General features: G+C 62.5%; 24 protein-coding genes, 1 other RNA gene and 2 pseudogenes. 10 read left to right on the top strand and 17 right to left on the bottom strand.

The annotated features are described in order from the left end of the window. Nucleotides 1-14: 14 nt before the first annotated feature. Both MESS4_RS05835 and MESS4_RS05830 read right to left on the bottom strand, forming a co-directional pair. The gene (locus MESS4_RS05835; protein WP_006327641.1) at nt 15-764 is read right to left on the bottom strand and encodes a YebC/PmpR family DNA-binding transcriptional regulator; all 750 of its coding nucleotides are present in this window, start codon (nt 762-764) and stop codon (nt 15-17) included. Nucleotides 765-1,000: 236 nt separating this feature from the next. Further along, a complete protein-coding gene (locus MESS4_RS05830; protein WP_006327640.1) occupies nt 1,001-1,324 on the bottom strand; it encodes a helix-turn-helix domain-containing protein in 324 nt (107 codons plus the stop codon). 51 nt (nt 1,325-1,375) lie between these two features. On the opposite strand from MESS4_RS05830, the gene MESS4_RS05825 reads away from it, so the two are divergent. The 3 genes from MESS4_RS05825 to MESS4_RS05815 are packed head-to-tail and all read left to right on the top strand — an operon-like array spanning nt 1,376 to nt 2,729. Further along, nucleotides 1,376-1,858, top strand: coding sequence for an SRPBCC domain-containing protein (locus tag MESS4_RS05825; protein WP_006327639.1), 483 nt, complete (start codon nt 1,376-1,378; stop codon nt 1,856-1,858). Nucleotides 1,859-1,871: 13 nt separating this feature from the next. Next, nucleotides 1,872-2,234, top strand: a complete 363-nt coding sequence (locus tag MESS4_RS05820; RefSeq protein ID WP_006327638.1) for a hypothetical protein — start codon at nt 1,872-1,874, stop codon at nt 2,232-2,234. 27 nt (nt 2,235-2,261) lie between these two features. Then, entirely contained in the window at nt 2,262-2,729 is a 468-nt protein-coding gene (locus MESS4_RS05815; RefSeq protein ID WP_006327633.1) for an SRPBCC family protein, read from the top strand. Between the two features lie 163 nt (nt 2,730-2,892). Here the strand turns inward: MESS4_RS05815 and MESS4_RS05810 are convergent, their stop codons facing one another. From MESS4_RS05810 to ssrS, 4 genes are all read right to left on the bottom strand, one after another. Then, nucleotides 2,893-3,660: a TerC family protein gene (locus tag MESS4_RS05810; protein ID WP_006327632.1), complete on the bottom strand. Its 768-nt coding sequence runs from the start codon at nt 3,658-3,660 to the stop codon at nt 2,893-2,895. A gap of 70 nt (nt 3,661-3,730) precedes the next feature. Then, complete coding sequence (locus tag MESS4_RS05805) at nt 3,731-4,555, bottom strand: YmdB family metallophosphoesterase (protein WP_006327630.1); 825 nt, start codon at nt 4,553-4,555, stop codon at nt 3,731-3,733. 57 nt (nt 4,556-4,612) lie between these two features. Continuing rightward, a complete protein-coding gene (locus MESS4_RS05800) occupies nt 4,613-5,200 on the bottom strand; it encodes a 5-formyltetrahydrofolate cyclo-ligase (protein ID WP_006327625.1) in 588 nt (195 codons plus the stop codon). Between the two features lie 192 nt (nt 5,201-5,392). Next, nucleotides 5,393-5,548: non-coding RNA, 6S RNA (gene ssrS / locus MESS4_RS31775), on the bottom strand. Nucleotides 5,549-5,719: 171 nt separating this feature from the next. Here ssrS and MESS4_RS05795 point away from each other — a divergent pair. From MESS4_RS05795 to msrB, 6 genes are all read left to right on the top strand, one after another. Next, on the top strand, nt 5,720-6,559 hold the full coding sequence (locus MESS4_RS05795) for a MoxR family ATPase (protein ID WP_006327624.1): 840 nt from the start codon (nt 5,720-5,722) through the stop codon (nt 6,557-6,559). 78 nt (nt 6,560-6,637) lie between these two features. Continuing rightward, nucleotides 6,638-7,084 carry a GNAT family N-acetyltransferase gene (locus MESS4_RS05790; RefSeq protein WP_006327623.1) on the top strand — a complete coding sequence of 149 codons (447 nt, stop codon included), beginning with the start codon at nt 6,638-6,640 and terminating at the stop codon, nt 7,082-7,084. Nucleotides 7,085-7,121: 37 nt separating this feature from the next. After that, a complete protein-coding gene (locus MESS4_RS31770) occupies nt 7,122-7,382 on the top strand; it encodes a type II toxin-antitoxin system HicB family antitoxin (RefSeq protein WP_006327622.1) in 261 nt (86 codons plus the stop codon). A gap of 3 nt (nt 7,383-7,385) precedes the next feature. Continuing rightward, entirely contained in the window at nt 7,386-8,576 is a 1,191-nt protein-coding gene (locus MESS4_RS05785) for a VWA domain-containing protein (protein ID WP_006327621.1), read from the top strand. A gap of 25 nt (nt 8,577-8,601) precedes the next feature. Continuing rightward, nucleotides 8,602-9,399: a hypothetical protein gene (locus tag MESS4_RS05780; RefSeq protein WP_006327620.1), complete on the top strand. Its 798-nt coding sequence runs from the start codon at nt 8,602-8,604 to the stop codon at nt 9,397-9,399. 98 nt (nt 9,400-9,497) lie between these two features. Next, nucleotides 9,498-9,902 carry a peptide-methionine (R)-S-oxide reductase MsrB gene (msrB, locus tag MESS4_RS05775; protein WP_006327618.1) on the top strand — a complete coding sequence of 135 codons (405 nt, stop codon included), beginning with the start codon at nt 9,498-9,500 and terminating at the stop codon, nt 9,900-9,902. 71 nt (nt 9,903-9,973) lie between these two features. Here the strand turns inward: msrB and MESS4_RS05770 are convergent, their stop codons facing one another. Beyond that, a complete protein-coding gene (locus MESS4_RS05770; protein ID WP_006327617.1) occupies nt 9,974-10,318 on the bottom strand; it encodes a hypothetical protein in 345 nt (114 codons plus the stop codon). A 181-nt stretch (nt 10,319-10,499) separates the two neighbouring features. Between MESS4_RS05770 and MESS4_RS05765 the strand changes: the two genes are divergently transcribed. Then, entirely contained in the window at nt 10,500-11,009 is a 510-nt protein-coding gene (locus MESS4_RS05765; RefSeq protein WP_006327616.1) for an arsenate reductase ArsC, read from the top strand. A gap of 51 nt (nt 11,010-11,060) precedes the next feature. Here the strand turns inward: MESS4_RS05765 and MESS4_RS05760 are convergent, their stop codons facing one another. From MESS4_RS05760 to MESS4_RS05720, 10 genes and pseudogenes are all read right to left on the bottom strand, one after another. Then, entirely contained in the window at nt 11,061-11,510 is a 450-nt protein-coding gene (locus tag MESS4_RS05760) for a hypothetical protein (RefSeq protein ID WP_006327608.1), read from the bottom strand. Nucleotides 11,511-11,560: 50 nt separating this feature from the next. Then, nucleotides 11,561-11,821 carry a DUF2312 domain-containing protein gene (locus MESS4_RS05755; protein ID WP_006327606.1) on the bottom strand — a complete coding sequence of 87 codons (261 nt, stop codon included), beginning with the start codon at nt 11,819-11,821 and terminating at the stop codon, nt 11,561-11,563. Between the two features lie 398 nt (nt 11,822-12,219). After that, a complete protein-coding gene (gene pyc / locus MESS4_RS05750) occupies nt 12,220-15,678 on the bottom strand; it encodes a pyruvate carboxylase (RefSeq protein ID WP_006327605.1) in 3,459 nt (1,152 codons plus the stop codon). A 175-nt stretch (nt 15,679-15,853) separates the two neighbouring features. After that, entirely contained in the window at nt 15,854-16,972 is a 1,119-nt protein-coding gene (locus MESS4_RS05745; protein ID WP_006327601.1) for a branched-chain amino acid ABC transporter substrate-binding protein, read from the bottom strand. A gap of 139 nt (nt 16,973-17,111) precedes the next feature. Then, nucleotides 17,112-17,459, bottom strand: a complete 348-nt coding sequence (locus tag MESS4_RS05740; RefSeq protein WP_006327599.1) for a DUF6867 family protein — start codon at nt 17,457-17,459, stop codon at nt 17,112-17,114. Between the two features lie 19 nt (nt 17,460-17,478). After that, entirely contained in the window at nt 17,479-18,207 is a 729-nt protein-coding gene (locus MESS4_RS05735) for an ABC transporter ATP-binding protein (RefSeq protein WP_006327597.1), read from the bottom strand. Beyond that, nucleotides 18,207-19,763: an ATP-binding cassette domain-containing protein gene (locus MESS4_RS05730; RefSeq protein ID WP_006327596.1), complete on the bottom strand. Its 1,557-nt coding sequence runs from the start codon at nt 19,761-19,763 to the stop codon at nt 18,207-18,209. The genes MESS4_RS05735 and MESS4_RS05730 overlap by 1 nt, the downstream gene beginning before the upstream one ends. Beyond that, nucleotides 19,763-20,872: pseudogene (gene livM, locus MESS4_RS05725) on the bottom strand (high-affinity branched-chain amino acid ABC transporter permease LivM); the annotation flags it as partial. The gene MESS4_RS05730 and the pseudogene livM, both read right to left, overlap by 1 nt. Nucleotides 20,873-21,016: 144 nt before the next feature. Further along, a pseudogene (locus MESS4_RS35100) lies at nt 21,017-21,358 on the bottom strand (DUF3382 domain-containing protein); the annotation flags it as partial. Between the two features lie 4 nt (nt 21,359-21,362). After that, nucleotides 21,363-22,265, bottom strand: a complete 903-nt coding sequence (locus MESS4_RS05720) for a branched-chain amino acid ABC transporter permease (protein WP_006327594.1) — start codon at nt 22,263-22,265, stop codon at nt 21,363-21,365. Nucleotides 22,266-22,288: the final 23 nt, after the last annotated feature.

Here is a 22,288-nt window from a genome sequence, read left to right as displayed (position 1 = left end):
GCTCATGTCAGGGCTCACGCCGCGCTCAGCTTGGCCAGTGTCTCGTCGTCGACCTCGAAATTGGCGTAGACGCTCTGCACGTCGTCATCGTCCTCGAGCGTGGCGACCAGCTTCATCAGCGACCGCGCCCGCTCTTCGTCGACCGGGATGTTGTTCTGCGGCCGCCAGATCGGCTTGACCGATTCCGCCTCGCCGAGCGCGCCTTCCAGCGCCTTCGACACTTCGCCGAGATTCTCGAAGGCGCAATAGATCGTGTGGCCTTCCTCGTCCGACTGGACGTCGTCGGCGCCGGCCTCGATCGCCGCGTCCATGACCTTCTCGGCACTGCCGACCGAGGCCGGATAGTAGATCTCGCCGGCACGGTCCCACATGAACGACACCGAACCGGTTTCGCCCATCGCCCCGCCGGCCTTGGTGAAGGCGGCGCGCACATTGGAAGCCGAGCGGTTGCGGTTGTCGGTCAGCGCCTCGACGATGAGCGCCACGCCGCCCGGCCCATAGCCCTCGTAGCGCACGGCTTCGTAATTCTCGGCGTCGCCCATCGAGGCCTTGTTGATGGCGCGCTGGATGTTGTCCTTCGGCATCGACACCGCCTTGGCGTTCTGCACGGCAAGGCGCAGGCGCGGGTTCATCGCCGGATCGGGCTTGCCCGTCTTGGCGGCGACGGTGATTTCGCGCGCCAGCTTGGAAAACATTTTCGACCGCACCGCATCCTGACGGCCCTTGCGGTGCATGATGTTCTTGAACTGTGAATGGCCAGCCATGGCACCCCTGTCGTCTTCGGCTAGAGCATTTGCAACCAGGTGGATTCACCGGCGTTTTAGCAAAAAATGCTCGAATTCAAAATTTCAGAACGTCCCTGGTGGTCCGGATGGACGCACGGCGCTCTCTGTCGGAATGGCCGGCTTATAGATAAATCGGCTCAATTCGTCCAGCCGCGCCATGGCGATGCGCGAGCGAGGCTCTACGGCATGGAACCCCGGTGGGCCGCAGCGACCAATCACCCTTCGAGATCGGACTTCAGCCGGTCGATGATGCTGATCGCGTGGCCGGCATACTGGCTGATCCAGCGGTCGTGGATCTGCTTGATCGGCAGCGCGTTGAGATGGTTCCAGCGCTCGCGCCCCTCACGCCTTGCCACGATCAGGTCGGCCTCTTCCAGCACCTTCAAATGCAACATGACGGTGCAGCGATCCATGTCGGCAAAGGCAGCGCAGAGCATGCCCGTGGTCTTCGGCTCATCCCTCAGTTCGTCCAGCAATTCGCGCCGGCGCGGATGCGCCAGCGCCTTGAAAACATTGTCGTCTTGCGATCGGCTTAACATGTTATGTTTCTATAACATATCATCGAGCCGATCAAGGAAGGAGCTGTGGATATGTCTCTTGGGTTCAGGGTTTCCGGACGCATCGGCAAGCCGGTTGCCGAAGTCTTCGACGCGGTCGTCAATCCGGACAAGCTGAGCGGCTATTTCACCACCATCGGCGGCGCCAGCGCACCGCTGGCGGAGGGCGCCGGCGTCGTCTGGTGGGGCAAGGTGCCGGTCGAGGTCGACGAGGTGACGAAGGACAGCCGCATCGTGCTGCGCTGGGACGCCACCGACGCCGACGGAAAACCTGCCTACAAGACGCGCATCGAGATGAATTTCGAGCCGCTGGACGATGGCGGCACCTTCGTCACCATCGCCGAGACCGGCTGGCACGAGGACGCGATCGGCCTGAAGAAATCCTACCTCAATTGCGAGGGCTGGTCGCAGATGCTGGCCTGCATGAAGGCCTATGTCGAATACGGCATCAACCTGCGCGACGGCTATTACCGCGGCGAGATGAAGGGCGAGCCCGCCAACGAAGACAATATTTGAGGAGGGGCCTGCAATGACGACGAAGATCACCGGCGGTATCAACATCGCCATGAAGGTGCCCCCGCACCAATACCAGGAGACGATCGCCTTCTACCGCGACGTCGTCGGCTTGACGCCGTTCACCGCCAAGGCGCCGGCAATCGGCTTTGAGCTCGGCCCCAACCGCCTGTGGATCGATGAAGCACCGATGCTGAGCCAGGCCGAGGTCTGGCTTGAACTCTTCACCGACGATTTTCCGGCCGCCGCCGGTCATCTCGCCAAGGCCGGTGTCGCGCGTTGCGACGCCATCGAGCCTTTGGGCGAGGGCTTCCGCGGCGGCTGGATCACCAATCCGGCCAACATCGTTCACATGGTGCGCGAACCCGACGCCTGGTGAGCGTCAATGCCTGAAAGGAGCATCCCATTGGAGATCCGCGAAAACCCGGCAGCCGAAGCCGGCATGCTGATCCGGCGGCCGGTCGCGGAGGTGTTCGAGGCCATCGTCGATCCGGCGATCACCACGAAATTCTGGTTCACGCACGGCAGCGGCCGGCTGGACGGCGGCAAGCAAGTCCGCTGGGAATGGCGCATGTACGACGTCTCGGCGACGGTCGATGTCAGCGAGATCGTCAAGGACAAGAAGATCGTCATGCAGTGGAGCGAGCCGCCGACCACCGTGGTCTGGACCTTTACCGAAATGCCCGGGAGCGCCACCTTTATCGAGGTCCGAAATTTCGGCTTTGCCGGCAATGGCGACGAGCAGGTGAAAGAGGCAGTCGGCTCGACCGGCGGCTTCACGCTCGTGCTAGCCGGCGCCAAGGCATGGCTTGAACAAGGCCTGACGCTTGGCCTGATCGGCGACCGCCACCCGAAGGGCGTGCCGGCGAACTAGAACCGGCTCAGGATCGCCGCTTTTCCTGCCCACGGCGAGCTTGAAGCCAATTCTCGGCCGGAGCTTCCGGAATGTCCGAAGTATCGATCTCACGGTCAGGCAAATCGGCCAGCCTCGCCAGCTGATCGAGCTGATCCTGGCTAAGATCCTTGGTGGTCATAGCTCAATGCCCGCCGCCGGACTTTGCCTTCTTCCGCCGCCGGGACAGCATGTTGAGCCCCTCGACCAGCGCCGAAAAACCCATGGCCGCGTAGATGTAGCCCTTCGGCACGTGGTAGCCCATGCCGTCGGCGATCAGCGTCATGCCTATCATCAGGAGGAAACCCAGTGCCAGCATGACGATGCTCGGGTTCTTGGCGATGAAATCGGCGAGCGGTCCGGCCGCCAGCATCATAACGGTCACCGCCACGATCACGGCGATGTACATGATGGCGATCTCGTCGGTCATGCCGACGGCGGTGATGATCGAATCGATCGAGAAGACGAGGTCGAGCAGCAGGATCTGGAAGATGGCGCCGGCGAGCGAGATCTGCAGCGTCTCACCCATCATCGTGTCCTTATGATCGTCAGGATCGACCGTATGGTGGATTTCCTTGGTCGCCTTCCAGACCAGGAACAGGCCGCCAGCGATCAGGATGAGATCGCGCCACGAATAGCCGTGGCCGAAGGCCGTGAATACCGGCGTGGTCAGCTGGACGATGATCGAGATGGTGGCCAGCAGCACCAGCCGCATGATCAGCGCGGCCGAGATGCCGAGCCGCCGGGCCTGAGCCCGCTGCCCTTCCGGCAGCTTGTTGGTGAGGATCGAGATGAAGATCAGATTGTCGATGCCGAGCACGACCTCCAGCACCACCAGCGTCAGCAGCGCGACCCACGCGGTCGGGTCGGAGACAAAGGCAAAATGCGGCGCCAGGAATTCGATGAGCTGCATGGAGGTCGTCCCCTCTACGATCTAGAGCAGTTTCGTCGGCAATTAGGTATTGCAAGCGTCTATATCAATGTCACGACCAGAAGGACGGCGCGGTTTCTTCCAGCCGCGGACCGCGGCGAAACGGCGCGATCCGTTCGGTCAGGCCGGTGCGGTCGGAAATCTCGGCGCCGACGCCGCACAATGTCGCCGGTCCGGTCGCCGCCTCGAAACGACCTTTGGGCACCTTCGACAAAAACCGGTTGAGCGGCTCCTCCTTGTCCATGCCGAGCGAGGAATCATAATCGCCGCACATGCCGGCGTCGGAAATATAGCCGGTGCCGCCGTTGAGGATCTGGTGGTCGCCGGTCGGCATGTGTGTGTGGGTGCCGACGACCAGGCTGGCGCGACCATCGACGAAATGCGCAAAGCACATTTTTTCCGAGGTCGCCTCGGCATGGAAGTCTATAACGACAACATCGGCCTGCTCGCTGAGCGGGCAGGCCGCCAGTTCGCGCTCGCCGGCCTGGAACGGATCGTCGAGCTCGGGATGCATGAACACCCGGCCCATGATGTTGGCGACCAGTACGCGCGCGCCGTTCCTGGCGATATAGACGCCTGAGCCGCGCCCGGGCGTGCCCTTGGGAAAATTCGAGGGGCGCAGAAAGCGCTCCTCGCGCGGCGCGAAGATCAGCGCATCGCGCTGGTCCCAGACATGGTTGCCGGTGGTGACGACATCCGCACCAGCCGCAATCGTCTCGCGAAAGATCTCCTCGGTGATGCCGAAGCCGCCGGCGGCGTTCTCGCCATTGACGATGACGAAGTCGAGCTTGAAATCGGAGATCAGGCCGGGCAGCTGTTCCCAAACCGCCGTGCGTCCCGTCTTGCCGACCATGTCACCGAGGAAGAGAAGTCTCATCTAGTTCCTGAAAAAGCAGCATGACTTTCTGAAAGATCATGCGTTCAAAGATTCTATCTACAATCCTGACGCGAAGCGGCGCAACCCGCTCTCGGTGAGTATTTCCGGTATGATCACGTCATGGTCCTCATCCGGGACCAGCGCCACCTCCTGGCAGTCGAAGGCGATGCCGATCAGCCGGGGCGGCCGCCCCTTGTCGACCAGCCTGGCGATCGCACGGTCATAATAGCCGGCGCCGTAGCCGATGCGGTGGCCGCGCGCATCGAAGGCGGCGAGCGGCACCAGCATCACCGAGGGATCGAGCACCGCAGCTTCCTCATGCGGCCCGACGGTGCCGAACCCCATATCGACCATCGGCGCACCACGCACCAGTTCGCGAAACACGATGGTGGTCTTGTCGAGTATGGCCGGCAGGCAGAGCCGTGCGCCCTTCTCGCGCAAGGCGAACAACAACGGTCGAACATCGACCTCCGAGCGCATCGGCCAGAAGCCGGAAACGACCTGACCCGGCTCGACATCGAGGTGATCCCGCGCCGTCTCGGCCATTTCAAGCGCAACTTCCACACGCCAGAATTCGTCGAGCGCATCGCGGCGCCCGAGTGCTTGCTTGCGCAGCTGTTTTTTGAGGTCTTTCGAGGATGTCATGCGCCGACGATAGAAAAGGTCAGATTTGGATGGAGTCTTAGGAGCGACGTTTTCTACAGCATGATCCACCGAAGTGTCAGCAGTTCGGTGAAAAGATCATGCAAAATGAGATCGGCGGAGCGAACTTTTCGTTCGTGAGCTCCACACAAACGGCGCGACGACAAAACCAGCCAAATATGGCCTTTCCGATGGTGACGATCCACACAACCGGTGGAGAAGTCGATCCCGGGTGCCTACAAAGTAGGTGGGCGCCGTGTGAGAAAACCCACGGGTCTTCCCAGGGACAGCTCCCTAAGGATCGTTAAGGCCCCGGGGAAAAGTGTCTCCTGCCGGGAAGCGCAGACCGTCACCACCAATATAGGCCGATGGCCGGCCAAGCGCCAGAGAACGGCAGGGCAATTCGCTGCAAATCCTTGGCTGATAGGCAGCATCGCCACGAAGTTCCGCCACGCCCTTGGCCGCGGCGCTTGCACTGGCTAGGTCGTCTCCTTACGGTCGCCGGAAAACCGAGGAGCAGAAATGCGTTTTGAAGGCACGGCGGCCTATGTCGCCGACAAGGATCTGATGGTGGCGGTCAACGCGGCGATCGCGCTGGAACGGCCATTGCTGGTCAAGGGCGAGCCCGGCACCGGCAAGACCGAACTTGCCCGCCAGGTGGCGGCCGCGCTTGGCCTCGACCTGATCGAATGGCACGTCAAATCGACGACCCGAGCACAGCAGGGTCTTTACGAGTATGATGCCGTCTCGCGATTGCGCGACAGCCAGCTCGGCGACGACCGCTTCAACGACATCAAGAACTACATCAAGCGCGGCAAATTGTGGGAGGCGTTCGCGGCTGGCAAGAAGGTCGTGCTTCTGATCGACGAGATCGACAAGGCCGATATCGAGTTCCCCAACGACTTGCTGCAGGAACTCGATCGCATGGAGTTCTTCGTCTACGAGACCGGCGAGACCATCCGCGCGGCAGTCAGGCCGATCGTCATCATCACCTCCAACAACGAGAAGGAACTGCCGGATGCCTTCCTGCGCCGCTGCTTCTTCCACTATATCCGCTTCCCCGATGTCGACACGCTGCACCGGATCGTCGACGTCCACTATCCCGGCATCAAACAGAACCTGGTGCGCGCCGCCCTCACCCAGTTCTACGCGATCCGCGAAGTGCCGGGCCTGAAGAAGAAGCCCTCGACCTCCGAGGCGCTCGACTGGATAAGGCTGCTGGTCGCCGACGACATCGCGCCGGAGGATCTGCGCGCCGACCCTAAGAACGCGCTGCCCAAGCTGCACGGCGCATTGCTGAAGAACGAACAGGACGTGCATCTGTTCGAGCGATTGGCCTTCATGGCAAGACGGCAGCAATAGCGGTTTCTCCCGCTGTGGACCGTTGCCGCAAGGCAAACGGCAAGGCAGCCTCGGACCTGAACTTCACAGGAGAGCGAAATGACCGAGATCACCATCCGCCCCTTGGCGCAATCCGACCATGCCGACTGGCAACGTCTGTGGACCGCCTATCTCACCTTCTACGAAACCAAGCTGCCGGAAGAGATCTACGCCATCACCTGGAAGCGGCTGTTCACGGCGGGCGAGTTCGAGCCGAAGGGGTTCATCGCCACCCTCGACGGCAAGGCGGTCGGCCTCACCCACTATCTCTATCATCGCTCCTGCTGGTCGCAGATAAACAACTGCTATCTGCAGGACCTGTTCGCCGACCCCGAGGTGCGCGGCAAGGGCGTGGGTGCCGCCCTCATCGAAGCGGTCAAGCAGGAAGCCGGCAAGATCGGCGTCAAGAACGTCTACTGGATGACCCACGAGACCAACGCCACCGCGCGCAAGCTCTACGACTATGTCGCGCGGCGGACCGGCTTCATCGAGTACGATCTGCTATAATGGCAGGCGCGGTTGAAGTAGCCTGGGAACGAGCTGAATGATCCGCTATGTCGCAATTCTGGATGGCGCAGATGACGTCTGGGGAGTGCGGGTGCGCGATCTTCCCGGCTGCCACGGTGGCGGCGCAAGCCCCGGGGAAGCAATTGCCGACGCTACGTCTGCCATGCGCGAATGGGCCGAAGCGCGTACTGCAAGGCACTTGCCCATACCCGATCCAAGTACGGTAGCGGATCTGCTGCGATCCGGTGAAATCGACAGTGCCGGGGGTGAATCCGCCGTGATCTTGAGGCACAGATAGCAATTGTTCATCCCCTTCTTCCTCGAACTGAAGGCAGCACGCGTTCCCGTTTCGCTGCGGGAATATCTGTCGCTGCTGGAAGGTCTGGAAGCAGGATTGGTCGATTATGACGTCGAGGGTTTTTATTACCTCGCGCGCACAGCCCTGGTGAAGGACGAGCGCCACATCGACCGCTTCGACCAGGTCTTTTCGCACATCTTCAAAGGCGTCGAGGCGCTGGCAGGCGAAAACGCGGTCGATGCCGCTAACATCCCGGAGGAATGGCTGCGCCGCCTAGCCGAAAAGCATCTGACCGACGAGGAGAAAAAGCTGGTCGAGGCGCTCGGCGGTTTCGACAAGCTGATGGAGACGCTGAAAAAGCGGCTGGAAGAGCAAAAAGGCCGCCATCAGGGCGGTTCGAAATGGATCGGCACCGGCGGCACCTCGCCCTTCGGCGCCCATGGCTACAACCCCGAAGGCGTGCGCATCGGCCAGCACGAAAGCCGCCACCGCCGCGCGGTCAAAGTCTGGGACAAGCGCGAGTTCAGGAATTTCGACGACGCCGTCGAACTCGGCACCCGCAACATCAAGGTCGCGCTGAAGCGGCTGCGCCGCTGGGTGCGCGAGGGCGCCGAGGAAGAGTTCGACCTGCCCGGCACCATCCATGCCACCGCCGAGCATGGCTATCTCGACGTCAAGACGCGGCCCGAGCGGCGCAACGCGGTGAAACTCCTGATGTTCTTCGATGTCGGCGGCTCGATGGACGATCACGTCCGGAGCGTCGAGGAGCTGTTTTCGGCCGCCCGCGCCGAATTTCGCCAGCTCGAATATTTCTATTTCCACAACTGCCTCTACGAGGGCGTATGGAAGGACAATCGCCGCCGCCATGCGGAGGTGATTGCGACCTTCGACCTCCTTCACAAATATGGTCCCGACTACAAGGTGATCGTCGTCGGCGACGCCTCGATGAGCCCTTATGAGATCGCGCATCCCGGCGGCTCGGTAGAGCATTGGAACCCCGAGGCCGGCGCCGTCTGGCTCGGCCGCCTGCTGCAGCAATGGCCGAACGCGGTATGGCTCAACCCGGAAAGCCAGAAGAACTGGGGTTACACCCATTCGATCGCCATGATCCGCGACATCTTCGGCGGCCGAATGTTTCCGCTAACGCTCTCCGGCCTCGAAGCCGCGACGAAGCAGCTTTCGCGAAAGCACTGAGCGATTTCCCATCACTGGAGCCATCATGACCTGCTTCCTCTGCCTGCAATGCGGTGTCCAATTCGCAGCGAGCGAAGCGCCCCCAGAACGCTGCCCGGTCTGCGAAGACGAGCGGCAATATGTGCGCTGGGAAGGCCAGGCCTGGATCACCCCGGAAGCGCTCGCGGCCGGGCATCGGCTTGTGATGAAGGACGATGCCGGCGTGCTTGCCTTAGGCATCGAGCCACGCTTCGCCATCGGCCAGCGGGCACTGCTGGTCGAAACGCCGCACGGCAACGTGCTGTGGGACTGCATCTCGATGGTCAGCGATGAGGCGGTCGCCGAGATCAACTGGCGGGGCGGCCTCGCGGCGATCGCCATTTCGCACTGCCACTTCTATTCGGCGATGGTCGAGTGGAGCGAGGCGTTTGGCGGCGTGCCGATCTATCTGCACGCCGATGACCGCAAATGGATCATGCGGCCACATCCGGCGATCATCGCTTGGCAGGGCGAGACGCGGGCCATAAACCCTTCGCTGACACTTATCCGCTGCGGCGGCCACTTTGCCGGCAGCCAGGTGCTGCACTGGAAACGCGACGGCGGCAACGCCATGCTGACCGGCGACACGGTGCAGGTGACGCCGACGCGCCGCCATGTCAGCTTCATGTACAGCTACCCGAACCACATTCCACTGAACGCAACGGCAGTGTCCCGCATTGCGGCGGCGCTGGAGCCGTTCGAGTTCGACCATATCCATGGCGCATGGTGGCACCAGAACGTCATCGGCGACGCAAGGACAGCATTCAATGCATCCGTCACGCGCTATCTCGCGGCGATCGCTTGAGGCACGATCGAAGTGCGGGCAAACGCCGTAACAAATGCCTATCTTCGTGCGAATATCACTGCAACCAATAACGAGCCGCCAAGACTGAGGAGATTTCGATGGACACCCACACTTATCCCGTCACCCGCACCGACGCCGAATGGCGCGCCCGGCTGACACCGGAGCAATATGCCGTCATGCGCAACCACGGCACCGAGCGGCCGGGAAGCTGCGCCCTGCTCTACGAGAAGCGCGCCGGCACCTTTTCCTGCGTCGGCTGCGACCAGCCGCTGTTCGAATCCAGGCTGAAGTTCGAGAGCGGCACCGGCTGGCCGAGCTTCAACGACCCGGTGCCCGGTTCGGTCGAGACCACGAGCGACCGCGGCTATGGCATGGTTCGCACCGAATGCCACTGCGCCCGTTGCGGCAGCCATCTCGGCCATGTCTTCGAGGACGGCCCGCCGCCGACCGGTCTGCGCTACTGCATCAACGGCGTGGCGCTGAAATTCGAGCCGGCCGCCTGAGCCCATCGTTTGATCGTCACCTTTGTAAAGGGCGGCTGCGGCCGCCCTTTTTCATGCGTGACCGCATCGTGTCAGACCACCACCACCAGGACCAGCCACAGCACGGCCCCGATCATCATCAGCGAGGCCTTGAAGCCGCCGGACTTTTCCGCGGTTCGCCAGACGGCAAGAGTGAGAAAGATGTTGTAGGGCACCAGCGCGAAATGCACGGCGAGAACGAGGGCAAGCGGCATTTTCAACCCGAGCAGGATGAGTGCCAGCACCGACACTGCAATGTTGATCGCCGTGCCAACCAAGACCAGATCGCGCCAGAACAGCCGGTCGAGCGGCGCCGCGCCCTGCCAGCGCGAACGGAAGAAGCCGGCTGGCTGGCTGACCTTTTTCGGCGCCGTTTCGGCCTGATCCGAATCGCCCATCGATTGAGCCTCGCTTGCGCTCGTGGAACGTCGAAAATGCCGAACCTCACCGGCAAAGCAAGACCCGGCGAAATGTGACACGTACATGACACAGAAATCTGTCATTAATACTTTCACAATCCGGAACTTGTTGTCCGCATCGCCATTCTGTCACAGCAGCGCCAACACGGAGGAGTTCTGAATGAGCGATCATGCCTATAATGTCCTCTTTCTCTGCAACGCCAACTCGGCCCGGTCGATCATGGGCGAAGCCATTCTCAACCGCATCGGCGACGGCCGCTTCAAGGCCTTTTCCGCCGGCTCGCAACCGAAGGGAACCGTCAATCCCTATGCGCTGCAGCTGCTGGAAAGCCTGAAATACGACACATCCTTCGCCAGGTCGAAAAGCTGGGACGAATTTTCCAAACCCGGCTCACCGGAGATGAACTTCGTCTTCACCGTTTGCGACAGCACGGCCAATGAAAGCTGCCCTATCTGGCCCGGCCACCCGATGACCGCGCTATGGGCGGTGCCGGACCCCGCCAAAGCCGACGGCACCGAGGCCGAGCAGCATCTCGCCTTCGCCGAGGCCTACCGCATGCTCAACAACCGCATCGCGGTATTCACCAATTTGCCGATGGAGTCGCTCGACAATCTGGCCCTGCAGCAACATCTCGACGAAATTGGGCGCGACGCCTCGAAGCCAAACTGAGGGCGATGCGTTTCGATTGCCGTGCGGTCAGTGCATGACTGGCGACCAACCTCACGATCGGGCTTCGTCTCCCAAAACCTCGACGACCGCGCGTTCGATGCGCGAAGCCTCCGTCACCAGCCAGTCGGCCATCGCCGGCCAATTGTCCTCGGCAAAGCAGTTCACCCGCCACAGCGAGTTTATGCCCAGCCCTTCGGAACGCTGCTCGGGCCTAAGTCCCAGTCTGTCCTCGATTGCCGCCTTGAAGGGCCGGAGGCGCGTCCATGCTTCGGTGGCGCCGAGCTTCTCGTTGCGACCGAAGAAGACACCGACATGGTTCTGCGCCGGCGCGACATACATGGAAACGACCAACGCGAAGTCGGGCAGCCCGCGCTGCCAGAACCAGGGTCCGCGCCTCGCCATCAGAGCCCTTTCTTCCGGATGCCGTTCCGCGAACAGCGCCCAGAAGCCGCGTTGGCGGAATTCAGAAGCGCGACGGGCGCCGAAATCGAATTCGCTCATGGTTCACCCGTTGAGGGCGCCGCAACCGGCGCCCAAGGCTGTTACCAGCCTTACACCATGCCGAGCGCGGCCTTGTAGAGGTCGAGGATGGTTTCCTCTTCCTGGCGCTCGGCCTGGTCCTTCTTGCGCAGCCGGATGATCGACCGCATCGCCTTGGTGTCGAAGCCGGTGCCCTTGGCTTCGGCGAACACTTCCTTGATGTCGTCGGAGATCGTCTTCTTCTCTTCCTCGAGCCGCTCAATGCGCTCGATGAAGGCGCGCAACTGGCCGGCGGCAACAGTCTGGCTGGTCTCGGCAATGTCGTCGGCCATTTTTTCTCCGCTTCGTTTTTCATGCCGCGACTCGATGGACAAGCGGCAAATTTGAGCGGGTTCGATGCCCGACCGGGCGCCGCGGGTCAAGCCGTTATCGATGCGGCATGAAGGGGCAATCACTTCAGGTTCGAATTTGCATCTTGCCAGGCGTTTGCGCTGCCCCTCACCTGCCTGCCGGCATCCTCTCCCCGTATAGCGACGGGGAGAGGGACGCTCTCATTTATGGTTTCGCCAATCACCAGCGTCGCAAAAAGGGCGCCAGCGTTGCGGCCATTGTCCCTTCTCCCCGTCGCTATACGGGGAGAAGGTGCCGGCAGGCGGACGAGGGGCAGCGCCAAGATCGGCGATTGACCTGGAGCGATTGCCCTGGATATCCCATGAAGGGTCGCCTCGTCTCACCCGAAGGCGATCAGCAGATCCTTCGCATCGATCTGGTCGCCGGCCTTGACCAGCACTTCGGCGATCGTGCCGTCACGCTCGGCATGCAGCGCGGTTTCCATCTTCATCGCCTCGATCGACAAAAGCACGTCGCCGGCCTTGACCGCCTGCCCTGCGGCAACCGCAAGCGCGGAGACGACACCCGGCATCGGCGCGCCGACATGTGCCTCGTTGCCCGGCTCCGCCTTGCGCCGCGCCTTGGCGGCGGATGCGCCATGCGCCCGGTCCGGCACCTTCACCCGGCGCGGCTGGCCGTTGAGCTCGAAGAACACGGTGACCATGCCCTTGTCGTCGACATCGCCAATGGCGAGACAGCGCACCACCAGCGTCTTGCCCTTTTCGATGTCGACGAAAATCTCGTCCTCCGGCTTCATGCCGTAGAAATAGGTCGGCGTCGGCAGCACGCTGACCGGCCCGTAGGTCTCCTGCGCGGCGGCGAAGTCCGAGAAAACCTTCGGGTACATCAGCCACGAGGCGAACTCGAACTCGCTGAGCTTGCGCTCGAGTTTTTCCTCGATTTCGGTCCGGCTCTTCTTGAGATCGGCTGCTTTCAGCAGCGAACCCGGCCGCACCGTGATCGGCCTGTCGCCCTTCAGCGCCTTCTTCTGCAGCGCCTCCGGCCAGCCGCCGGGCGACTGGCCGAGATCGCCGCGCAACATGGAGACGACCGAGTCCGGGAAGGCGATGTCCCTGGCCGGGTTCTCGACGTCGGCGACGGTCAGGTCCTGGCTCACCATCATCAATGCCATGTCGCCGACCACCTTCGACGACGGCGTCACCTTGACGATGTCGCCGAACATCAGATTGACGTCGTGATAGGTCTGCGCCACCTCGTGCCAGCGAGTCTCCAGCCCGAGCGAGCGCGCCTGTTCCTTGAGATTGGTGAACTGCCCGCCCGGCATCTCATGCAGGTAGACTTCCGACGCCGGTCCTTTCAGGTCGCTCTCGAAGGCGGCGTACTGGTTGCGCACCGCTTCCCAGTAGAACGATATCTTCCGGATCCATTGCGGGTCGAGGCCGGGATCCCGCTCGGTGCCCTTCAGCGCCTCGACGATCGAGCCAAGGCAAGGCTGCGAAGTGTTGCCCGAGAAAGAGTCCATCGCCGCATCGATGGCGTCGACACCGCTCTCCACCGCCGCCAGCACTGTCGCCGCCGACAGGCCCGACGTGTCATGCGTGTGGAAATGGATCGGCAGGTCGATCGCCTCGCGCAGCGCCTTGAACAGGACGCGTGCGGCCGCCGGCTTCAACAGCCCGGCCATGTCCTTGACCGCGATGATATGAGCGCCTGCCGCCTGCAATTCCTTGGCCAGCCCGACATAATATTTGAGATCGTACTTGGCGCGGGTCGGATCGAGTATGTCGCCGGTGTAGCAGATCGCCGCCTCGATCAGCTTGCCCTCGGCGCCGACCGCGTCCATGGCGACGCGCATGTTGTCGACCCAGTTGAGGCAATCGAAGACGCGAAACAGGTCGATGCCGCCTGCGGCCGCTTGGCTGACGAAATGCTGGACGACATTGTCGGGATAGTTGGTGTAGCCGACGCCGTTGGCGCCGCGCAGAAGCATCTGCAGCAACAGATTGGGCGCGGCGTCGCGCACCAGCGACAGCCGCTCCCACGGGTCCTCGGTGAGGAAACGCATGGCGACGTCGAACGTCGCGCCGCCCCAGCATTCGAGCGACAGCAGCTGCGGCAAGGCACGCGCGTAGGTGCCGGCAATGCCGGCGATGTCATGCGTGCGCATGCGGGTGGCGAGCAGCGACTGATGGCCATCGCGCATCGTCGTGTCGGTAACGAGCACTTGGCTTTGCTCGCGCATCCAGGCCGCGAATTTCTCCGGCCCAAGCACGTCGAGCTTCTGCTTGCTGCCACCAGGCACATTGCCGTTGAGATAAGGCACGATGGGTGCGGCGCTGTCGGCCTTCGGCTGCGGCCGGCCGCGTGTTTCGGGATGGCCGTTGACCGAGACGTCGGCCAGATAGTTGAGCAGCTTGGTCGCGCGGTCCTGCCGCTTCACGCTGGCAAACAGTTCCGGCGTCGTGTCGATGAACTTGGTCGTATAGGAATTGTCGGCGAAACTCGGATGGTTGATGATCGCTTCGAGGAAGGTCAGGTTGGTGGCGACGCCGCGGATGCGGAACTCGCGCAGCGCCCGGTTCATGCGGGCGATGGTCTCGGCCGGCGTCGGCGCCCACGCCGTCACCTTTTCCAGCAGCGGATCGTAGAAGCGGGTGATCACCGCGCCCGAATAGGCGGTGCCGCCGTCGAGGCGAATGCCGAAGCCGGTGGCGCCGCGATAGGCGGTGATGCGGCCATAGTCCGGGATGAAATTGTGCTCGGGATCTTCGGTGGTGATGCGGCACTGCAGTGCATGGCCGTTCAGCCTGATGTCCTTCTGCGCCGGCACACCCGATTCCGCCGTGCCGATGGCGAAACCGTCGAGTATGTGGATCTGCGCCTTGACGATGTCGATGCCGGTCACCTGCTCGGTAACGGTGTGCTCGACCTGGATGCGCGGATTGACCTCGATGAAGTAGAATTTGCCGGTATCGGCATCCTGCAGGAACTCGACCGTGCCGGCGCCGACATAGCTCGTCTCGCGGGCGATCTTCAGCGCATGGCCGCAGAGCTCCTCGCGCAGTGACTGCTCGAGATAAGGCGCAGGCGCCCGCTCGACCACCTTCTGGTTGCGGCGCTGGATCGAACAGTCGCGCTCGAACAGATGCACGGCATTGCCATGTGTGTCGCCCAGCACCTGCACCTCGACATGGCGGGCGCGCTCGATCAGCTTTTCAAGATAGACCTCGTCCTTGCCGAAGGCCGCCTTCGCCTCACGCTTGCCTTCCGTGACTTCTCGGGCAAGGTCGGCCTCGGAGCGAATGGCGCGCATGCCGCGCCCGCCGCCGCCCCATGATGCCTTCAGCATCACCGGATAGCCGACCTCCTTGGCCAGTTTCTTGACCGACTCCATGTCATCCGGCAACGGATCGGTGGCGGGGATCACCGGCACGCCGACCTCGATGGCCAGATTGCGCGCGGCGACCTTGTTGCCGAGCCTGCGCATCGTATCCGGCTTGGGGCCGATGAAAATGATGCCGGCCTCGGCGCAGGCCTCGGCGAATTCGGGGCTCTCCGACAAAAGCCCATAGCCCGGATGGATGGCGTCGGCGCCCGAAAGCCTGGCGACACGGATCACCTCTTCGATCGACAGATAGCTTTCGATTGGCCCCATGTCCCTGTTGAGGTGCGGCCCGCGTCCGACCTGATAGCTTTCGTCGGCCTTGAAGCGGTGCAGCGAATATTTGTCTTCCTCGGCCCAGATCGCCACGGTTTTGAGGCCGAGTTCGTTGGCCGCGCGAAAGACGCGGATGGCGATTTCGGACCGGTTGGCGACAAGTATCTTCGTGATTGCCAAGGACAAGGTTCCAGACGTGGAGAGGATGGGGACTGAAGCAATGATTAGCGCGAAAATGCTGCAGTGCAAACAAAATCACGAGGCGATTAAACCGATTTAAATGGATTTCTTCGTCGTCAAACGAAAATGCCCGGCGCTGGCGCCGGGCATTCCAAAAATGTCGTGGCCGACAGGCTTACATCTTCTGGATGTAGGTGTACTTGCCGTCGTCGCCCTTCTTCCATTCGTACATGACATAGCCCGGCAGCTTCGGATCGCCCTTCTCGTCATAGGAAAGATCGCCAAGCACGGTCTTGAACGGGCCGTTGGCCTTGAGAGCCTTGGCGACTTCCTGCGGGTCGTTCGACTTGGCGGCCGTCGCGGCAGCCGCGATGGCCTGCATGGCGGCGTAAGAGTAGAGCGTGTACGCCTCGGGTTCGAAGCCCTGGGCGCGGAACTTCTCGACGAGTTCCTTGTTGGCGGGGATCAGGCGCGGATCGGGGCCGAACGTGTTCAGCGTACCCGCGACCGCGTCGCCCGCGATCGAGGCCAATTCGTTCGACACGATGCCGTCGCCGGAAACCAGTGTCGCCTTGAGGCCCTGATCGGCCGCCTGGCGGATGATCAGGCCGGCTTCGGTGTGCAGGCCGCCCCAATAGATGATGGAAACGCCGGCTTCCTTCATCTTGGCGATCAGCGCCGAGAAGTCCTTGTCGCCGACATTGACGCCTTCGTACATGACTTCCGTCACGCCCGCCGCGTTCATCGCCTTCTTGGTCTCGTCGGCGAGGCCCTGGCCGTAGGTCGTCTTGTCGTGGATGACCGCGATCTTGCCGTCCTTGAAGTTCGCCGCCAGATAGGCGCCGGCGATGCTGCCCTGCTGGTCGTCGCGTCCGCAGGTGCGGAACGTGTTCCACAAGCCACGCTCGGTGAACTTCGGGTTGGTCGCGGACGGCGTGATTTCGAGGATGCCGTTCTCCGCGTAGACTTCCGACGCCGGGATCGAGACGCCCGAGTTGAAGTGGCCGACCACGAACTTGACGCCGTCGCCGACGAACTTGTTGGCGACCGAGATGCCCTGCTTCGGATCGGAGACGTCGTCGCCGATCGAAAGCTTGATCTGCTCGCCGTTGATGCCGCCAGCCGCATTGATGTCGGCGGCCGCCGCCTCGGTGCCCTTCTGCAGCTGTGCGCCGAAGGCGGCGTTCGGACCGGTGATCGGACCGGCGACGCCGATCAGTACGTCAGCCCACGCGCTGCCGCCGAACGCGACAAGCGCGGTCAGGGCGACGGCGGACAAAAGTGATTTTCTCATGTAAAACGCTCCCATTTACGGAGTGGGCGTGAATGATGCTTCCATGCGATGCCCACTCTTACTCGCAGAAAGCGTACTTTGCCGATTTTCAGGCACTTGTCACGCCGATTCATTTCCGAAACGGCGTTAATGATGAACGTCAACCTTTTGGTTTCCAGCTCAAAAGCGAGGCTCTTTCGTAGAGCCAATTATACTGTGTCACCATCTGGTTGGTGCGCGTGTATTGATAGCCGATGAAGCCCAATATCATCAGCACGATAGTGTCGACGATATAGTAATGCAGCGAGAACATCGTGCCGTTGAACAGTGCATGATGGATGAACCTTACGCCGAGGCCGAGGCCCAGCATGTAGGCGAACAGCTGGAGAAAGCTGCGCCATGTCTGGGCGCTGGCCTTGCCCGTCATCCAAGCCGCCCAGCCGCCGAGCAGGCAGGTGACGAAGAAGAACTGCCAGATCGAGGGTTCCTCGTAGAGAATGCCCTGCATGACTTTAAGACTCCTGAACTCAGTGATGGCCGCCTTCGAGATAGGCGGCGCGCACTTCCGGATTGGCGAGCAGCTCCTTGCCGGTGCCGCTCATCGTCACATTGCCGTTGACCATGACATAGCCGCGCGTGGCGAGCTTCAGCGCGCCGAAGGCGTTCTGCTCGACCAGGAACACGGTCAGCCCCTGCGTACGGTTCAGCTCGCGGATGGCGTCGAAGATCTGCTTGACGATCAGCGGCGCCAGGCCGAGCGACGGCTCGTCGAGCAGCAGCAGCTTCGGCCGTGCCATCAGCGCGCGCCCGATCGACAGCATCTGCTGCTCGCCGCCCGACAGCGTGCCGCCGCGCTGGGCGATGCGTTCCTTCAGGCGCGGGAACAGCGTGAACACCTTCTCGACGTCCTCGTCATAGTGCTCGAGGTTGTCGAGGCTGGCGCCCATCTGCAGGTTTTCCATCACCGTCATGCGCGGAAATATCCGCCGGCCCTCCGGCGACTGGGCGATGCGCATGCGCGCGATCTCATGGGTCGGCAACTGGGTGATGTCGGTGCCGGCGAAGGTGATGGTGCCCGCGCGGGCGCGTGGCGCACCGAAGATGGTCATCATCAGCGTCGACTTGCCGGCGCCGTTGGCGCCGATCAGCGCCACGATCTCGCCCTGCTTGACGGTGACATCGACGCCGTTCAGCGCCCGGATGTTGCCGTAGTAGGTCTGGACACCCCTAATATCGAGCAGCGTTGTCCCGGCCATCACTTGCGCCCTCCGCGCTTGCCCGCCGCAGGCGTGGCGGCGGCCGTCCCGGAAACTGCTCTTGCAGTCTTCCCGGAAACTGCTTTAGCAGTCTTCCCGGAGGCATGGCTTGTTTCCACCTTGCCCGCATCGACGCGGCGCGAGAATTCCGTCTCCTTGCCCTGGCTGAGAAGCTTGGCCTGCTTGACCCATTCCTCGCGCGCGATGCGCCCGTCGAAAGCGAGATAGGCTTCGGCCGCCTCGACGTCGGATTTCTTCCATGCCGCGATCTGGTCGAAATGGAAGATGCCGTGCTGGTTGAGCTTCTTCTCGTTGACCGTGCCGATGCCCTTGATGCGGGTCAGATTGTCGGCTGTGCCGCCGCGTGGCGCTGCGAGCCGGTTCGAAATCCCTGATGTCTTCGGCGTCGCCGGAGCCTTGGCGGACGGCCTTGCTGCCGGGGATTTGGCAGCGGAAGATTTCGCGGCCGGCCTGCCTGTCGGAACGGCGGTCAGCGAGGCGGGCTGGCTTGCCGCCATCTTCGCGCGCGCGTCGACCTGCCCCGCCTTGGAGGCGCCTTTAGATACCGTGACGCGTTCACCCTCGCTGTGGCCGACCGTGTCGGTCACCGGCCCGGCGAGATAGGAAGCCGATGTGCCGGGGCCATGCGCCGAGTCCGGACCGATATCCAACTGCTCGATCACGTCTTCGTCGCCGACCTCGGTCAGCACGGTCTCTACCTCTTCGTCGTCGACGCCGAGATAGGCGGCGATGACGCGCGGGTCGGTGCGCACCGACTGCGGATTGCCGTCGGAGATCTTGCGTCCATATTCGAGCACGACGACGTGGTCGGAAATCTGCATGACCACCGACATGTCGTGCTCGATCAAAAGGATCGACGTGCCAGTCGTGTTCTTGATGTCCATCAGCAGCGCGTTGAGCGCCATCGATTCCTTCGGATTGAGGCCGGCGGCCGGCTCGTCGAGACAGAGCAGCTCCGGCCCGGTGCACATGGCCCGCGCGATCTCCAGGCGCCGCTGCGCGCCATAGGGCAGGTCGCCGGCCGGATCGTCAGCGCGGTCGACGAGATCGGCCTTCTCCAGCCAGTGCTTGGCGAGCTCGATCGATTCGGCCGAAGCCTTGCGGTAGCCGCTGAAGCCGAACAGGCCGAGGATGGTATAGCCGGACGCCTTCATCAGCTTGTTGTGTTGGGCGACCAGAAGGTTCTCCAGCAGTGTCATGCCGGAGAACAGGCGGATGTTCTGGAAGGTGCGCGCCACCTTGGCGCGCGCCGGGATTTCATGGTTCGGCAGGCGTTCGAGCAGATAGGCGCTTCCATCCTGCCGGTTGAGCGTGATCATGCCTTCCGACGGTTTGTAGAAACCGGTGATGCAGTTGAACACGGTGGTCTTGCCGGCGCCGTTCGGCCCGATCAGCGCGGTGATCTCGCCGCGCCGGGCCTGGAAGGAGAGATCGCCGATTGCGACGAGGCCGCCGAACTTCATCGACAGATGCTCGACCTGCAGGATGGCGTCGTTCATGCCCGGGTTGGCTTTCTGAATCGAGCTCGCATTCATCAGCCGTGACCCTCCTTGGTGAAGGAACTGGAGACAGCCCTTCGCTCCTTCAGGAAGGCGGTAGGCTCGCGGCTGCCGACGAAGCCGCGTGGCTTCCACAGCATGACGATGACCATGGCCATGCCGAACAACAGCATGCGGTAGAGTTCCGGCGTGAAGTCGGGACCGAAGACCTGCTTGAGGAAATCGAGTTCGCGCAGCACCTCCGTGCCGCCGATCATCACCAGCGCGGCAACGGCGATGCCGACCAGCGAGCCCATGCCGCCGAGCACGACTATGGCAAGGATGATCGCCGATTCCAGGAAGACGAAGGATTCCGGGCTGACGAAGCCCTGCCGCGCCGCGAAGAACGAGCCGGCAAAGCCGCCGAACATGGCGCCGGTGGCGAAGGCGGTGAGCTTGGTGGTGGTGGTGTTGATGCCGAGCGAGCGGCAGGCGATCTCGTCCTCGCGCAGCGCTTCCCAGGCCCGGCCGACCGGCATGCGTCGCAGCCTGATGGTGACGAAGGCGGTGAGCAGGCAGAGCCCCAGGATCAAATAGTAGAGGAAGATCTTGTAGTAGGCGCTCGACGTGGCGATGTTCAGCACCTTGGCGATATAGTTCGGGTCCGAGACGTTGAAGGTCATCAGGCCGAAGAAGGTGACCTTGGGAATGCCGGAAATGCCGGCCGAGCCGTTGGTGACCTCACGCCAGTTGATCAGCACGAGGCGGATGATTTCGCCGAAGGCCAGCGTCACGATCGCCAGATAGTCGCCGCGCAGGCGCAGCACCGGAAAGCCGAGCAGTACGCCCCAGAAGGCGGCCATGGCGCCGGCCGCCGGCAGCAGGATCCAGAATGACAGGCCGTATTGGGTGCCGAGCAGCGCATAGGCATAGGCGCCGACGGCGTAGAAGGCGACATAGCCGAGGTCGAGCAGGCCGGCGAGGCCGACGACGATGTTCAGGCCCCAGGCCAGCATCACATAGATCAGGATCTGGATGCCGAAATTGTCGACCCATTTCAGCGAGCCCTGGAAACCGGCCGCCATCGACCCGCCATAGAGAGCAAGCGACACCACGACGATGATCGGGTAGAGCGCCAGCGCGGCTATGCCGAGTGCCGAGAAATGCGCGTGAATGAACGCCCGGAAATGAAACAGCACCGAGGCCAGGGCGTAGATGATCGCCAGCGCCCGCACGAACCGTGCATAGCCGGCAAGACCCGGCCCCAGCAGCCCGTCAAGCGAACTGGCCAGGACAAGCAGCAGGGCCGCGATCACGAGGGCCGCGATGAAATAGGGCAGCCGGAAGAACCGCGTCGCCACGCTGTCCGGCAACAGGCCGGTGGCAACGTCGGTTATCTTCTGGCTGGCCATGAAGGGCTGGCCATAGGCGACATAGAGGAAGCGTCCGACAGCCGTGGCGATCACCACGGCGGCGAGCAGGCCCCAGCGCGTAGTCAGGACCAGTTCATTGGAAATGTTCTGACCGGTCTTCAGCCCGATGAACAGCACGAACAGGCCGAGCGCGATGGCGCCGGCATAAAGTGCCTCGCGCGTGGCGCGCTGCACGGGGGTGGCGACGACGTCGCGCTCCGGAGATACGGTGACGGCCATGATCTCAGACCTTTTCGACTTCTGGCCGGCCCAGAATGCCGGAAGGCAGGAAGATCAGTACGATCGCCAGGATGGAGAAGGCGGCGACATCCTTGTAGTCGATCGAGAAATAGGCCGACCACATGCTCTCGATGAAGCCGATCATCAGCCCGCCGAGCACGGCACCGGGCAGCGAGCCGATGCCGCCGAGCACCGCCGCGGTGAACGCCTTCACGCCGGGCGTGAAGCCGTCGGAGAAGGCAATGACGCCGTAATACATCAGGAACAGCGTGCCGGCGACGGCGGCCAGGGCGGCACCCATGACGAAGGTGATCGAGATGGTGCGGTCGACGTCGACGCCGAGCAACGCCGCCATCTTGCGGTCCTGCTCGCAGGCTCTTTGCGCTCGACCGAGCGACGTCTTGTTGACCAGGTACCAGAACAGCGCCAGCAGCAGTGCGGTGACGACGACGATGATGATCTGTTTCAGCGACACGCTGATGCCGTTGATGTCGTAGACCTTGGACACCATCGGCGGGATCGGCTTGTTGCGCGGCCCTTGCGTCACCTGGACGAAATTGGAGAGCGCGATCGACATGCCGATCGCGGTGATCAGCGGCGCCAGCCGGAATGAGCCGCGCAAGGGCCGGTAGGCCACCTTCTCGATCGTCCAGTTGTACAGGCTGGTCAAAAGCATCGCCACGATCATCATGACCAGGAGTGCGATGACCACCGGCACCGAATAGAACAGCGCGCCGAGGATGAGGAAGACGATGAGGGCGGTGAAGGCGCCGACCATGAAGATGTCGCCATGGGCGAAATTGATCATGCCGATGATGCCGTAGACCATCGTGTAGCCGATCGCGATCAGCCCATAGATCGATCCCAGCGTCAGCCCGTTGATAAGCTGCTGGACAAAATACTGCATGCTGTCGTTGCTCCCCTGGAATG

Source organism: Mesorhizobium sp. STM 4661 (genome assembly GCF_000359125.1).
Lineage (GTDB): Bacteria > Pseudomonadota > Alphaproteobacteria > Rhizobiales > Rhizobiaceae > Mesorhizobium.
The sequence above is the reverse complement of the archived record's forward strand: the minus strand, read 5'-3'. Positions and strand labels throughout refer to the sequence as shown.